The following is a 13,832-nucleotide window of genomic DNA, read 5'->3' on the forward strand; positions in this document are numbered from 1 at the left end:
CGGGGGCAAGCCGGGGGGGGCCAGGCCTAGGGGCCCGCCGGGGTGCGGGGGGGGGTGGGGGCCGCCCGGGCCGGCCGGGGCCCCCCCGGGGGGGGGGGCCCCCGGCCGGACCGGCGCTCTGTCGCTGTGCGGGGTGCGCTACGTGGAACGCGCGGCGCAGCGAGCGCCGCACCGCCTTCCGCATGGCCCACATCGTCAGGGGCGCTCCCCACCCGGCCCCTCGCATGACTATCCGGCGCATGACGGACCGGGGCGTCCAAGGGGCAAGGGCCCGGCGCAGACGCGTGCGCCTGCTCCTCCTGAACCTGAAGGCGGCCATCGCGGATGCCTCCTAGTAGGCGGGCCCTTGCCGGCGGCCGTCGTCGGGCGTCCAGCGCCTCAGGCGGCCTGGCGAGCGCGTCGGCGGGGCGAGGGTTCTTCTTCGTACGCATCCTCGTCCGCATCCTCGTCCTCGTCGTACTCCTGGTCCTCTTCGTCCTCTGCCTCCGGGGCCGACTCGTCGTCGTAGTCAGCCTCGTCCTCGCCCTCGTACTCCTCGGCGTCGCCGGCTTCGTCGTCCTCCGCGTACTCGTCCTCGTACGCGTCCTCTTCGCCGCCTTCGTCCTCTCCCTCTTCCTCTTCTCCCTCGCCCTCTTCCTCCTGCTCCTCCTGAAGCGCCTCTTCGTGGGTCCGGACGACTTCGCCGTCCTGGATCTCGCCCCGCCAGCCCTCCGGTTCCTCGGTGCTGAGGGTGGCGTAGCGCAGGAAGTGCTTGAGGTCCAGGCGCAGTCGGCGGCCCTGGGCCCGCCAGAGGTTGCCGGTCTTCTCGAACAGGCCGGACGGGTTGTACTCGACCACGATGACGATGCGTGTCAACGAGGGCGCGAGCTCGTGGAAGCTCACGCAGCCCCGGGTCGTGCCCTTGGCTCCCGAAGAGGTCCATACGATGCGGTCGTCGGGTATCTGCTCCTGCACGGTCGCCTTGAAGCTGCGGGTGGACGGCCCGACTTTGACCTTCCAGTCGCTGGTGGTGTCCTCGTCGCGTGACACGTCGCGCACGCCTTTGGCGAAGCTGCTGAAGTTCTCGTACTGCGTCCAGTGGTCGTACACCGTGCGCAGCGGCAGCCCCACGTCGATCGCCTCGACGATGTTGACGACTTTCGCGCCGCCCTTGCGGCCCTTGCCCTTTCCCTTGCCCCCGAACACCTGGGACGCGGTGTCGGCCACCTTGTCCTTCAGATTGCCGAAGGTCTGGCCGGCGAAGGCCTTGAGGGGCGAATCGCCTTGCAGGAGGCGGGCGCCGATTCCGCCGACGTCGGAGAGCTTGCCGCCGTTCTCGGCCACGTCGTAGAGCTGGTCGGTGATGTCACCGAGTTTGTCGGTCGCCTTCTCGGCCAGCTGGTCCGCCTGGGCGGAGAGGTAGCCGGACAGTTCACTGAGCAACTGGTCCAGCCCGGACGTCGATTCCTTGTCGCTGGCGCGGTGTGACGTTGCCATGGCACTACCTCCGCGCGGACGGCCTGCGGGCCGTCGTCTTCTTGGCGGCCGTCTTACGTGCAGGGGTGCGGCCCGTGGTCTTCTTCGCGGCTGTCTTGCGTGCGGGACTCTGGCCCGTGGTCCGCTTTGCGGGTGCCGCCTTTCCGGTGCTCTTGGAGGCGGGCCTGGAGGGTGCGGCCTTGGAGGAGGCACCGGAGGCGCTCTTCCTGGCGGTTGTGGTCTTCGCCGCCGGCCGTTCGCTCGCGGTCTTCTTCGCCGCGGCCTTCTTGGCGGGAGCGGCCTTCTTGGCCGGAGCCGCCTTCTTCGCCGACGCGGCCTTCTTGGCCGGAGCGGACTTCTTCGCGGGCGCCGCCTTCTTGGCGGGCGCGCTCTTGTCGGCCGTCGCGCTCTCTCGGGCGGTGGCGCTCTTGCGGGCCGGAGCCGTCTTCCGCGACGGAGCAGTCTTGCGGGAGGCGCTCGCCGGTCGCTCGGCCTTATGCGCAGAACCGGCCCGGGACGTGTCGGCGCGGCTGCGGGCCGTCCGACGCCGGGGTGGCGGCTCTTCCTCCTCCTCTTCCTCCTCCGGCTCCTCTTCCTCCTCTTCCGGCTCCTCCTCTTCCGGCTCCTCCTCTTCGGGCTCCTCCCCTTCGGGCTCCTCTTCCTCCGGTTCCTCTTCCTCCGGCTCCTCCTCCGCCGCGTCCTCGGGTTCGCCGTAGTCCTCCTCGGCCTCCTCGTAGTCCTCGGACTCGGCCTCGTCCTCGTAGGGTTCTTCTTCGCCCTCCTCGCCCTCCTCGTCCTCCTCGTCCCGCCGGCCGCCGACGCGAGTGAGCTCGCTCGTGCGGTCGTGCAAGGAGTCGGCGAGGCTGGCCAGCTTGCGGTCGGCCGCAGCGCTCAGGGCCCGCTTGCCGGCATCGAGGGCTTCCCCGCGCAGCTGATCGCCGAGGTCTGCGAACTGCGGCATCTCTTTGACTTTGGAGAGGCCTTCCGTCAGCAGCTGCCCCGGTTCGAGGCCGAAGCGACGGCCGGCGAGGTAGGTCGCGGCGGCGAACGCCATACGGCCCTTCTTGGCCCGGCCGAGCACATAACCCCCGGCCAGAGCGGCTGCAAGAGCGATCTTGGTGGTGTCCTGCATGATCATCCCCTTTGACAAGGGCTGCGGACCCTGCGCGGGCGGTCTCTGAGGCTCCTGCCCTCCCAGCAAGACTTATGCGCGCATTTGATGACATTCTGGTTTGTGAGAGGCCGTCTCCCCGAGGGAGGGGTTTATGGCCGCAGCAGAACCTGCACGCCCACGGCGGGTGCCTCCGCACGCTGCCGACACGGGCGAGGAGCAGGGCAGGCAGCCGTCCCGGCGCGCTGCCCCCCGGCGAAGGGCAAATGTCCCCAAGGCCGCGGCGGCGATGCGCTCAGCCGCCGAACAGCTCGCCGAGCTCCTCGGCCGGTTCCCGGATTCCGTCTCCTCGCTCAAGCCGACCGAGGACGGCTGGGAAGCGCAGGTGGAGGTGGTGGAGCTGGAGCGCATCCCCGACACCACCAGCGTGATGGCCAGCTACCGCGTCACTCTGGACGAGGAGGGCGAGCTGGTCTCCTACGAACGCACCCGCCGCTACAGCCGGGGAATGATCGACCGGCCGACCTGAGAGCAGGCCGCCGGGGAAAGGAGGCGCCATGACCATGGTGCCGCAGGGTGGCAGCGCCGTTGCCCGAGGGGGAGGCAATACGAGCAGCCTCTACGACGTCCTGGAACTCATTCTCGACCGCGGTCTGGTCATCGACGTCTTCGTCCGGGTCTCCGTGGTGGGCATCGAACTCCTGAAGATCGACGCACGCATCGTCGTGGCCAGCGTCGACACCTACCTCCGCTTCGCCGAGGCGTGCAACCGCCTCGACCTCGAAGCGGGCCGCAAGGCACCGGCCCAGCTGCCCGACGTCGTGGGGAACATGGTGGAAGGGGGCGCCCGCGGGAAGTCGAAGGGTGCTCTGACCGGCGCCGTCGAAGCGGTGACCGACTCCCTGTCCCGCAGGTCGTCCCGCTCGCAGGAGCCGGAGGAGGACGAGGAAGAAGAGGAGATGGAGGCTGCCCCCAAGCGGCGGCGCCCCGCCCGGCGCCCCGTACGCCGGGAGAAGGAGTAACCGATGGCGCTCTACGTGTACGCGATCACCGCCAAGGCCCATCCGCACCGCTTCGACGGCATGCACGGCGTCGGTTCCCAGGAGACGCCCGTGCGCACGGTGACGGCAGGGCCCCTGTGCGCGGTCGTCAGCGAGGTCTCCGAGGAGATCCTGCCCAAGCGCCGGGACCTGCTCGTCCATCAGGAGGTGCAGGAGCGCCTGATGGCGGACGGGGTGGTCCTGCCGATGCAGTTCGGCTACATCGCCCCGGACGAACTCGCGGTGCGTCAGGCCCTGGAGGAGAACACCGACGCCTACCTCAACGCGCTGCAACGCCTTGAGGGTTGCGCCGAGTACCACGTACGCGTCGCGCAGGAGGACGAGGCGCCGTTGCTGCACCAGATCCTCGGGGACGTGCCCGAGGCGCGGGACCTCAACGACCGTATCCGTGCCGGGGACCCGGATCCGCAGCTGCCGCTCGCCCTGGGCGAACTGGTCGCGCACGAGGTGGAGGCACGGCACCAGACGCTGGCGGCCGGTCTGGTCGAGGCGTTGGTGCCCTTCGCCCGCGAACACGTCACGCATCCGCCCACCGGGGACGACTTCCTCAACCTGTCGCTCCTGGTACCGGACGAGAAGAAGGACGACTTCATGTCGGCGCAGGCGAACCTGGCCCGCGAGATCGGCGGCGGCGTGAGCATGCGGTTCAGCGGCCCGCTGCCCCCGTACAGCTTCGTGTAGGGACCGGCGGCCGCTCTCGGCGGAAGGAAGGAGGACCATGGGCCTGCTGACGCACCTGCTGACGCTGCCCCTCGCGCCGGTGCGGGCGGTCACCTGGGTAGCCGAACGCGTCGTGGAGAAGGCCGAGGAGCAGTACTACGACCCCGCCCCGATCTGGCGCGAACTGTCCGACCTGGAGCAGCAACTGCTCGCGGGGCAGATCGACCAGGAGGAGTTCGAACTCCGGGAGGACGAACTGATCGACCGCCTGCAGGAGATCGCAGCGTTCCGGAACCGGACGACCTGACCAGCGAAGCGAGGCCGCCACCGTGACCGAACCCCTCCCCGGCCGACTCGGATCCTTCCCGTCCCGCGCGCCCGCGCCGTACGGGTCCAGTTCCTCGTCCAGCCTCGCCGACATCCTCGAACGGGTCCTGGACAAGGGCATCGTCATCGCCGGGGACATCCGCATCAACCTGCTCGACATCGAACTGTTGACGATCAAACTCCGGATCCTGATCGCTTCCGTGGACAAGGCCAAGGAGATGGGCATCGACTGGTGGGAGCACGACCCCTCCCTCTCCTCGCGTCACACCGGGAGCCCACTGGAGCAGGAGAACCGCCGCCTGCGCGCGGAGCTGGAGGCTCTGCGCCGCGATCGGATCGGCGAACGGGCCGGCGCGGAAGGCACAGAGAGCGTGGAGGGTGCAGAACGCGCCGAAGAACCCGGCGGGCCGGCCGGCGGGACCCGGCGGGGGCGTGCGCAGTGAACACCGACGAGCCCCTCACCTACGTCTATGCCGTCGCGCGCCAGACCGAGCCGCTCGGGAAGCTCCTCGCCACCCTGCGCGGCGTCGGCGGGGCTCCGGTGGGACTCCTGGCCGATCCGTCCGACGCGGGACCGGCCCCCCTCACGTTCGTCGTCAGCCCGGTACCGCACGGCGAGTTCGACGAGACGGCTCTGAAGGATCACTTCGAGGACCTGCGGTGGCTGGAGGAGGTCGCCCGCGCCCACCACGACGTCGTGCAGGCCGTCGCGGCCCGCGCCACGGTCCTGCCCCTGCGCCTGGCCACGGTGTACCAGAACGACAGCCGGGCCGGCCGCGCCCTCGCCGGGCAGCACGAGACCTTCGCCCGGCGCCTGGCCGAGCTCGACGCCCACACGGAGTACGGCGTCAAGATCTACCTGCCGCCGCCCGCCGGCCCCGCCACCCCCCAGCACCCGGCCGACGCCGGTGCGGCCGCCCCCACCACCCCCGGCAAGGCGTACCTCCAGCGCCGCAGGGCGCAGCACCACGTCCGAGAAGCGGTCTACGGGCAGGCGGAGCAGGCTGCGGCGGCCATCGAGGCGATCGCCGCCCGCTACACCACGCAGCGCGTACGCCACGCCCCGCAGAGCGGCGCTCTGTCCGGACCCCAGGAGAACGTACTCAACGACGCCTACCTCGTCCCCGACGAGCACGCCGAGCAGTTCCGGGCGGCCCTCGCGGACGCTGCCCGCGACTTCCCCGACCTCCGCGTCGAAGTCACCGGCCCCTGGGCCCCGTACTCCTTCGCCGGCCCACCGGCCGAGGCCCCGGACCCGGCCGGCACCGAGGAGCGGGCGCCATGACCCTCGCGGAGCACGGTGAGCCGCTGCCCGGCCGCCAGGTGGCCCTGGTCGACCTGCTCGACCGGCTGCTGAGCGGCGGAGTGGTGGTGGCCGGGGACATCGTGCTGTCGATCGCGGACATCGACCTCGTCCGCATCTCCCTGCGGGCGCTGATCGTGTCCGTCAGCTCGGAGGACGCCCCCGCCCCGACGGAGTCCGGGGGCCCGCAGTGAGCAGTCAAGAACGCCCGCCCGAGCACGGGCATCCGCGTCCGGGAAGGCTCCAGGACGTCGGCGACGGCATGTCGCGCGCCTTCCGGCTCGTCCAGGCACCCCCGGCCCGCCAGGACGCGCCGACTCGCCCTGCCCAGCGCATCCGCGCCGACCGCGAGAGCGTCGAGGAGGACCTCCTCAAACTCGTCCTCACCCTCGTCGAACTGCTGCGCCAGCTCATCGAACGCCAGGCCCTGCGCCGCGTGGACGCGGGCGGCCTCACCGACGAACAGGAAGAGGAGCTGGGCGCGACCCTACTCGCCCTCCACGACAGCCTCGCCGACCTGTGCGCCGAACACGGCTACGCACTGGAAGACCTCAACCTCGACCTGGGCCCGCTCGGCCCCCTGCTCCCCCGTGGGGACTGAAGGCGGGGAATGGGAGGCCGACCACGGCCCCGGCTCAGTCCCTGGCCCGGACGAAGAGCCGGTAGAGGAGGAGCAGGATGAGGGAACCGACGATGGCGGCGATCCAGGTGGAGAGCTCGAAGAAGCCGTCGACGGAGTCGACGCCGAAGATGACCTTGCCGAGCCAGCCGCCCAGGAGGCCTCCGGCGATGCCGATGAGCGGGGTGACGATGCAGCCGCCCGGGTCCTTGCCGGGCATCAGGAACTTCGCGATGATGCCGGCGAGCAGTCCCAGCACGATCCAGCTGATGATGCCCATGGCACGCCCCTTCTCTCCACATACATCACATAAAGCCTGTGTAAGTCCGTTTGCCCGCCTTTCGCATTTCAAACCGCGGTCGGATGCCGGACGGGGCGGCTATTTCACCGAGCCCGCCATCACGCCTTGGACGAAGTGCCGCTGGAAGGCGAAGAAGACGACCAGCGGGACCACCAGGGACAGGAACGCACCCGGCGCGAGGACGCCGATGTTGCTTCCGAACTGCCGCATCTGGGATTGCAGCGCCACCGTGAGGGGCTGGGACGAGCTGTCCGCGAAGAGCAGCGCCACGAGCATGTCGTTCCAGACCCAGAGGAACTGGAAGATCGCCAGGCTGGCGATGGCCGGACGGCCCAGGGGCAGGACGAGCCGGGAGAAGATGCGCCATTCGCTGCCGCCGTCCATCCGGGCGGCCTCCAGCATTTCGCGCGGTATCTCGGCGAAGTAGTTGCGCAGCAGGAAGATCGCGAACGGCAGCCCGTAGGCGACGTGGAACAGAACGACGCCTGCGATCGTCCCGAACAGTCCCACCGCCCCGAAGAGCTTCGCCACGGGCAGCAGCCCGATCTGCACGGGTACGACCAGCAGACCGACGACCACCAGGAAGATGCCGTCCCGGCCGGGGAAGTCCAGCCAGGCGAAGGCGTATCCGGCCAGTGCGGCGATGGCGACCACCAGGACGGTGGTGGGCACGGAGATCAGGACGGTGTTCCCGAAGGCCTCCGCGATGCCGGAGTCCTTCAGCAGCGCGCCGTAGTTGTCCAGGGACAGCTGCGAGGGGTCGGTCAGCGCGGTCCACCAGCCGTCGGAGGCGTTGTCGCGCTCGGAGCGCATCGAGGACAGGAACAGGCCCGCCAGGGGGGTGATCCATACGAGGGCGACGAGGATCAGTACGCCCTGGACGACGGAGTTGCGCAGCAGTCCCGACAGCCGGCCCCTGCGGCGCGGCCCGGCCGCGGACGGGGCGGGGACGGGCCGCAGCGCTGCCGTCCGCCGGGACGGCGGGCGCTCGATGGTGCTGTGGCCGCTCATGCGCCGCTCCTTCGGAAACGCCGGATGTTGAAGAGCATCGCCGGGACGACCAGCAGCAGGAGCACCACGCTGAGCGCGCTGCCGAGCCCCTGGTCGTTGCCGCCGCCGAAGGAGACCAGCCACATGCGGGTGGCCAGTACGTTCGCCTCCTCCTGGACCGGGCCGGGGGCGATGATGTAGACGAGGTCGAAGACCTTCATCACGTTGATCACCAGGGTCACGAAGACGACGGTGAGCACCGGTGCGAGCAGCGGCACGGTGATCTTGCGGAAGATCTGGCCCTCGGTGGCGCCGTCCATCCGCGCGGCCTCCAGCGCGTCGCGCGGGATGGCCGCGAGGCCGGCGCCGATCAGCACCATCGCGAAGCCGGTCCACACCCACAGGTAGGCGGCGATGATGGCCGGTGTCACCAGGGCCGGGCTGAGCCAGTTCACGCCCTGGTAGGGGGCGGCGAAGTTGGCCGCGGGCAGCCTGACGGTGTACTCGCCGTCGGCCAGGCCGGTGAGGCGGAACGATCCGTCGTCGGCCGTGGTGGCACGGGCGGCCACGCGGCCGTCCCGTACGGCCTCGACCGTCATGCCGGGCAGTCCCTTCTCGCCCGGGTCGACCGTGCCCGGCGTGCCGGCGCCGCCGGGGGCGAAGTCGAGGTAGGCGACGCCCGCGATCACGTCCGGGCCGGGCGCTGCGTCGGCCGCGGGGCGCGCGGCCTTCGCCGCGGCGGGCATCGCGTCGGGTGCCACTCCGACGAAGCCGAGGCTGAGCGGGCGGCCGGGGCGTACGGTCGCCTCGGTGCGGTACGGCCCGCCCGCCCCGCCGGTCAGGCCGTGACCCTCCCGGGCCCGGGCCGTCGGGTAGGCGGCGCGGTCGGTGAAGGCGTCGTGGACGCCGACGACGGCGGCGTTGAGCACACCCCGGTCCGGGTCCTGTTCGTAGGCGAGCCGGAAGATGATGCCCGCGGCGAGGAACGACACGGCCATCGGCAGGAAGAGCACCAGCTTGAACGCGGTGGCCCAGCGCACCTTCTCGGTGAGCACGGCGAGCATCAGCCCGAGGCCGGTCAGCAGGAGGGGGGCCACGACGACCCAGATGGTGCTGTTGCGCAACGCCTTGAGGGTGGCCGGGTCGTCGATGATCGCCGCGTAGTTTCCGGCTCCGACGAAGCGCTCGCCGCCGGCGTCGAAGAAGCTGCGGCCGATGGAGAAGACCACCGGGTAGACGACCAGCGCGCCGAGCAGCAGCAGGGCCGGGAGGACGAAGACGACCGCGAGACGGCGTTTCCTTCGCTGGGCCCGGCGCCGCGGGTTCGCCGCGGCGCGGGCGGTCAGGGTTTCAGCCATGGTGTGCGCCTCAGTTCCCGTAGGCCTTGGCGGCCTCGGCTTCGAGCTTCGCGGCCGTGCCCTGCGGGTCCGACGGGTCGCGCAGGAAGTCCTGGAGGACCTTCCACTCGCCCGCGCCCTTGGTGCCGCCGAACGCGGCCGGGGCCTGGTCCGACATGTCGAAGCGGATCGAATTGCCCGCCGCGATCAGCGAGTTGGCGGTGCTGCGCGTGGTGTCGTCGCCGTACTTGGCGAAGTCGACCTCGTTGTTCGGGGAGAGGAAGCCGCCCGCGCCGGCCCAGACCTCGGCCGCCTCGGCGCTCGCCAGGAACTCGACCAGCTTCATGCCGGCCTGGCCGTTCTTCCCGCCCTTGAGGACGACGGCCGCGTCACCGCCGCTGACGACCGGCATCTTGCCGCCGTCGACCGAGGGGAACGGGAAGAACGTGGCGTCCTGCCCGAGCTTCTTGCCGAACTGGCCCTTGGCGACGCCGCCGACGAAGTCGCCCTCGTAGACCATGCCCGCCTTGGGCTCGGGGCCGAAGACCTGCGCGACCGACGTGGGGAAGTCGGTGCCGAGCGCCGCCTGGGCGCCGCCGGCGACGAGCTGCTTGTCCTTGAACAGCTCCCCGAGGGTGGTCAGGGCCCTGACGACGCTGTCGTCGGTCCACTTGAGCTTGTGCTGGGCGAGCTGGTCGTACTTCTCCGGCCCGGCCTGGGAGAGGTAGACGTTCTCGAACCAGTCGGTGAGGGTCCAGCCGTCCTCGCCGGCTATGGCGAAGGCCGGACGGCCGGAGTCGGCGAGGGTGCGGCCGGTCTTCAGCATGTCGGCGTAGCTCTTGGGCACGCTGACGCCGGCCTGCGTGAAGGCCTCGGGGGCGTACCAGACGGTGGACTTGTGGGCGGCCTTGAAGTAGAGGCCGTAGTAGGTGCCGCCGACGGTGCCGTACTCCTTCCAGACGGGGGCGAGGGTGGAGTCGGCGGTCTCGGCGGCCTCGCCGGACAGGGGCTGGAGCCAGCCCTCCTTGGCGAACTGCTGGAGCACGCCGACCTGGGGGACCATCACCACGTCGGGCGCGTTGCCGCCCTCGATCTTGCTTCCCACGAAGGTGGAGACGTTGTCGCCGGAGGGGACGAAAACGGTCTTGGCGCCGGTCTTCGCGGTGAAGGCGTCCAGGACCTTCTTGAAGTTCTCCTGTTCGCTGCCGGTCCAGACGCCTGCCACGGTCACGGTCTGACCGTTGAGTTCGCCGCCGCTGGCGGGGCCGGTGGCGCCGCCACAGGCGGTGGCGCCGAGGGCGAGGGCGAGGGCCGCCGCCCCGGTGGCCGTGGTCCGTCGGGTCGTCTTGCCGGGTCGTCGCATGATGAGGTCCTTTTCTTCGCGGGGTCGGGCGGAGGTCGGGCGGGGAGGTGGGGACGGGAGGTCGGGAGGTCGGGGGCGCCGGGTCGCCGTCGCACCCCGGGGATCAGGGGGCCGGGTACTCCCCCGTCCACCAGGCGGCGGTCGCCGCGGGGAGCACGCCGTCGGGGCAGGGTCCGCTGGCGAGCAGCGGAGTTCCCCGTACGGGGGCGGGCACAGGCTGCGTGCCGAAGTTGACGGCGCAGACCAGGCCGTCGCCCCGGGCGATCGCCAGCACCTGCGCCGGCGCGTCCAGCCAGCGCAGGGTGCCGTCGCCGAGCTGCGGCAGGGTGCGCCGCAGGTGGAGTCCGTCGCGGTAGAGGTGCCAGAAGGAGCGGGTGTCGGCCAGGGCGCGGTCGGTGGCGTGTTCGGCGAACCACTCGGGCTGCGGCAGCCACGGCTTGGCGCCGAGCGCTTCCTGGCTGAAGCCGAACGGGGAGGCGTGCCCGGACCAGGGCAAGGGCACGCGGCAGCCGTCCCGGACGTGTTTGCGGCTGCCGGTGCGGCGGAAGATCGGGTCGGTGAGGACCTCGTCGGGCAGGTCGAGGACTTCCGGGAGGCCGAGTTCCTCGCCCTGGTAGACGTAGGCGGCGCCGGGCAGGGCGAGCATCAGCAGGGCCGCGGCGCGGGCGCGGGCGGCCCCCAGTCCGCTGCCCTCGACCCCGGGTTCGCCCGCGTAGCGGGTGACCGTACGGACCTGGTCGTGGTTGTTGAGCACCCAGGTGACGGTGGAGCCGGTGCCGGCGATGTCGCGCATCGCCTCGGTGATCGTCGTGCGGAAGGCGTCGGCGTCCCAGGGTGCGCTGAGCAGGTCGAAGAAGAAGGCCTGGTGCAGCTCGTCGGGCCGGACGTACTCGGCGTGCTCGCGCGCGGTCGGCACGGACACCTCCCCGACCAGCAGTCGCTCGTGGCCGTCCCGGGCGGTGTACTCCTCGCAGACCGAGCGCCAGCGCCGCCACACGTCGTGGACCTCGGGCTGGTTCCAGGCCAGCTGGTTGACGGCGTCCCGGGCCCGCTCGTCGGCTCCGGGATCGTCCGAGTCGGGCAGGTCGGGGTGCTTGAACAGCCCGGCGGCGACGTCGATGCGGAAGCCGTCGACACCGCGGTCCAGCCAGAAGCGCAGCACCCGCTCGAACTCGTCGCCCACCGCGGGGTCGCGCCAGTTCAGGTCGGGCTGCTCGGGCGTGAAGAGGTGCAGGTACCACTCGCCGGGGGCGCCGTCGGGCTCGGTGATCCGGCTCCAGGCGGGACCGCCGAACATGGCGCGCCAGTTGTTGGGGGGCTGCGCCCCGTCCGGACCGCGGCCGGGGGCGAAGTGGAAGCGGGAGCGCGCCGCGCTGCCCGGCTCCGCGGCGAGCGCGGCGCGGAACCACGGGTGCTCGCTGGAGCAGTGGTTGGGGACGATGTCGAGCAGCAGCTTGAGCCCGAGGCGGCGGGCGTCGGACACCAACCGGTCGAACTCGGCGAGGTCGCCGTAGACGGGGTCGACGCCGCAGTAGTCGGCGACGTCGTAGCCGTGGTCGTGCTGGGGCGAGGGGTAGAAGGGGCTGAGCCAGATGCCGTCGACACCGAGCTTCCTGAGGTAGGGAAGCCCGGCCCGTACGCCGGCCAGGTCCCCGACGCCGTCGCCGGTGCTGTCGAGGAAGCTGCGGACGTAGACCTGGTAGATCACCGCGTCGCGCCACCAGGGGCCGGACGCGGTGGAGCTACGGGTGGGGTGGCCGGTGCCGGCCGGAAGGGTGCTGAGCATCTCGCGTCGACCTGTCTCTGCTGCATGCGAGAGCGCCCCAGATCGGGGCGCTGTTATGCATGCATGTTAAGTAGCAGCGACTGGAAGGTGTCAACGATGTGTCCAGAAACAGCGAAAAGCTGGGGTGGTTTGTACGGAAACACCCCAGTGCATAGAGAAGGGCCTCTACTTAACATGTAAGTAGAGGCCCTGAAGGGGAGGGAGTGACGGAGCGACGCAGTGACGGAGCGGGTCAGCCCCTGCGGGAGATGGCCCCGAGCTCGCGCGCCAGACGCTCCGCCGCCTGCTCCGGCGTCTGACGCAGCGCCATCAGGTCCTGCCCGACGGCCTGCACGGCGAGGCTCACCTGGTCGTAGCGCGGACTCTTGGGACGTGGCACCGCCGACAGCACGCTCTGGCGCAGCGTCGGCAGGTACGGGTACGCGCGGATCAGCTCGGGGTCCTCGTACAGCGCCGCGCGCACCGGGGGCAGCGAGCCCTCGGTGAGCACCCGTCGCTGGACCCGCTCACTGGTGAGGTAGGAGATCAGGTCGGCCGCCGAGGCCGGATGCCGCGCATGGCTGCTGACGGCGAGGTTGGACCCGCCGAGCACACTGGTGCCGGGCCCGTCGGGCCCGGGCAGCGGCACGGCGCCGAACCGGCCCGCGACCTTCGAGCCCTCCGCGCTCGCGTCGGCGTACACGTAGGGCCAGTTCCGCAGGAAGAGCAGCCGGCCGTCCTGGAACGCCTTGCGGGACTCCTCCTCCTTGTAGCCGAGGGCCTCGCGCGCGATCCAGCCGTCCCGCACGCCGTCGGCGAGGAACCGCAGTCCGGCGCGCGCCGCGTCGGAGTCCACGCTCACCCGGGCGCCGTCGCCCTCCAGGATCGAGCCGCCCGCCGAGTGCACCGCCTCGGTGACGTTGACGGTGAGCCCTTCATACGGCAAAAACTGCCCGGCGTAGCCGTCCAGTCCGTGTTTCGGGGCGATCGTGGATGCCTGGCGGACCAGATCGGACCAGGTGCGCGGTGGCTGCTCGCCCTCCTGGTCGAGGACGTCCTTGCGGTAGTAGAGCAGGCCCGCGTTCGTGACGTACGGGACCGCGTACAGCCGGCCGTCGAAGGTCGCGGTGTCGACGACCGGCCGCAGGAAGGCGTCCAGGGGGAAGCGGTCGCGGTCGAGGGGGGAGATCCATCCGGCCGCCGCGAACTCGGAGGTCCAGGCGACGTCGATGTTCAGCACGTCGAACCGGTCGCGGCCCGATCGCAGTTCGCTGATCATCTGGGCGCGGGTCTCGTCGGCCGAATCGGGCAGTTCGACGAGGGTGACGCGTTCGCCGGGATGGTCGTGGTTCCAGTCGTCGAGCAGCGGCGAGAGGTAGTCGGTCAGGTCGCCCGCCGTCACGAGCGTCAGGGGCCCGCGGCCCTGCGAGGCCGCGCCCCCGTCCGTACGGACGCCGAAACCCGCGTACCCGGCCAGTACCACCGCCGCGACCAGGAGAGCTCTACCCGCGGCATGCATCCACCGCATAGATTCCTCCCA

The 13,832-nt window shown here is 71.1% G+C and carries 16 protein-coding genes; 8 read left to right on the forward strand and 8 right to left on the reverse strand.

Features of this window, described 5'->3' with window-relative positions:
* Nucleotides 1–378: 378 nt before the first annotated feature.
* Both ACF059_RS05080 and ACF059_RS05085 read right to left on the reverse strand, forming a co-directional pair.
* Nucleotides 379–1,476: an SRPBCC family protein gene (locus ACF059_RS05080; RefSeq protein ID WP_392051500.1), complete on the reverse strand. Its 1,098-nt coding sequence runs from the start codon at nucleotides 1,474–1,476 to the stop codon at nucleotides 379–381.
* A gap of 4 nt (nucleotides 1,477–1,480) precedes the next feature.
* The gene (locus tag ACF059_RS05085) at nucleotides 1,481–2,587 is read right to left on the reverse strand and encodes a histone protein (protein WP_392051503.1); all 1,107 of its coding nucleotides are present in this window, start codon (nucleotides 2,585–2,587) and stop codon (nucleotides 1,481–1,483) included.
* Nucleotides 2,588–2,720: 133 nt separating this feature from the next.
* Here ACF059_RS05085 and ACF059_RS05090 point away from each other — a divergent pair, with 133 nt between their 5' ends.
* The 8 genes from ACF059_RS05090 to ACF059_RS05125 all read left to right on the forward strand — a co-directional run bounded on the left by ACF059_RS05090 (nucleotide 2,721) and on the right by ACF059_RS05125 (nucleotide 6,518).
* Nucleotides 2,721–3,095: a gas vesicle protein gene (locus ACF059_RS05090; RefSeq protein ID WP_392051506.1), complete on the forward strand. Its 375-nt coding sequence runs from the start codon at nucleotides 2,721–2,723 to the stop codon at nucleotides 3,093–3,095.
* Nucleotides 3,096–3,123: 28 nt separating this feature from the next.
* Nucleotides 3,124–3,588 carry a gas vesicle structural protein GvpA gene (locus tag ACF059_RS05095; protein WP_392051509.1) on the forward strand — a complete coding sequence of 155 codons (465 nt, stop codon included), beginning with the start codon at nucleotides 3,124–3,126 and terminating at the stop codon, nucleotides 3,586–3,588.
* Between the two features lie 3 nt (nucleotides 3,589–3,591).
* Entirely contained in the window at nucleotides 3,592–4,308 is a 717-nt protein-coding gene (locus ACF059_RS05100) for a GvpL/GvpF family gas vesicle protein (protein ID WP_392051512.1), read from the forward strand.
* Between the two features lie 37 nt (nucleotides 4,309–4,345).
* Complete coding sequence (locus ACF059_RS05105; RefSeq protein ID WP_361940519.1) at nucleotides 4,346–4,594, forward strand: gas vesicle protein GvpG; 249 nt, start codon at nucleotides 4,346–4,348, stop codon at nucleotides 4,592–4,594.
* Between the two features lie 22 nt (nucleotides 4,595–4,616).
* Nucleotides 4,617–5,057, forward strand: coding sequence for a gas vesicle protein (locus ACF059_RS05110; RefSeq protein ID WP_392051515.1), 441 nt, complete (start codon nucleotides 4,617–4,619; stop codon nucleotides 5,055–5,057).
* Entirely contained in the window at nucleotides 5,054–5,899 is an 846-nt protein-coding gene (locus tag ACF059_RS05115; RefSeq protein WP_392051518.1) for a GvpL/GvpF family gas vesicle protein, read from the forward strand. Before ACF059_RS05110 ends, ACF059_RS05115 begins: the two co-directional genes overlap by 4 nt.
* Nucleotides 5,896–6,111, forward strand: coding sequence for a gas vesicle protein (locus tag ACF059_RS05120; protein ID WP_392051521.1), 216 nt, complete (start codon nucleotides 5,896–5,898; stop codon nucleotides 6,109–6,111). The genes ACF059_RS05115 and ACF059_RS05120 overlap by 4 nt, the downstream gene beginning before the upstream one ends.
* A 68-nt stretch (nucleotides 6,112–6,179) precedes the next feature.
* A complete protein-coding gene (locus ACF059_RS05125) occupies nucleotides 6,180–6,518 on the forward strand; it encodes a gas vesicle protein K (protein ID WP_392053066.1) in 339 nt (112 codons plus the stop codon).
* Between the two features lie 34 nt (nucleotides 6,519–6,552).
* Here ACF059_RS05125 and ACF059_RS05130 read toward each other — a convergent pair whose 3' ends face one another.
* The 6 genes from ACF059_RS05130 to ACF059_RS05155 form a co-directional block, all read right to left on the reverse strand.
* Entirely contained in the window at nucleotides 6,553–6,816 is a 264-nt protein-coding gene (locus ACF059_RS05130; protein ID WP_360892107.1) for a GlsB/YeaQ/YmgE family stress response membrane protein, read from the reverse strand.
* A 99-nt stretch (nucleotides 6,817–6,915) separates the two neighbouring features.
* Nucleotides 6,916–7,848 carry a carbohydrate ABC transporter permease gene (locus ACF059_RS05135; RefSeq protein WP_392051524.1) on the reverse strand — a complete coding sequence of 311 codons (933 nt, stop codon included), beginning with the start codon at nucleotides 7,846–7,848 and terminating at the stop codon, nucleotides 6,916–6,918.
* A complete protein-coding gene (locus ACF059_RS05140; RefSeq protein ID WP_392051527.1) occupies nucleotides 7,845–9,185 on the reverse strand; it encodes an ABC transporter permease subunit in 1,341 nt (446 codons plus the stop codon). The genes ACF059_RS05135 and ACF059_RS05140 overlap by 4 nt, the downstream gene beginning before the upstream one ends.
* A gap of 10 nt (nucleotides 9,186–9,195) precedes the next feature.
* The gene (locus ACF059_RS05145; RefSeq protein WP_392051530.1) at nucleotides 9,196–10,527 is read right to left on the reverse strand and encodes an ABC transporter substrate-binding protein; all 1,332 of its coding nucleotides are present in this window, start codon (nucleotides 10,525–10,527) and stop codon (nucleotides 9,196–9,198) included.
* A gap of 103 nt (nucleotides 10,528–10,630) precedes the next feature.
* Nucleotides 10,631–12,313 (reverse strand): glycoside hydrolase family 13 protein, encoded by a 1,683-nt coding sequence (locus tag ACF059_RS05150; RefSeq protein WP_392051533.1) that lies wholly within the window; start codon nucleotides 12,311–12,313, stop codon nucleotides 10,631–10,633.
* Nucleotides 12,314–12,545: 232 nt separating this feature from the next.
* Nucleotides 12,546–13,820 (reverse strand): ABC transporter substrate-binding protein, encoded by a 1,275-nt coding sequence (locus ACF059_RS05155; protein ID WP_392051536.1) that lies wholly within the window; start codon nucleotides 13,818–13,820, stop codon nucleotides 12,546–12,548.
* Nucleotides 13,821–13,832: the final 12 nt, after the last annotated feature.

Origin of the sequence: Streptomyces sp. NPDC016562 (assembly GCF_043076955.1) — a bacterium.
Lineage (GTDB): Bacteria > Actinomycetota > Actinomycetes > Streptomycetales > Streptomycetaceae > Streptomyces.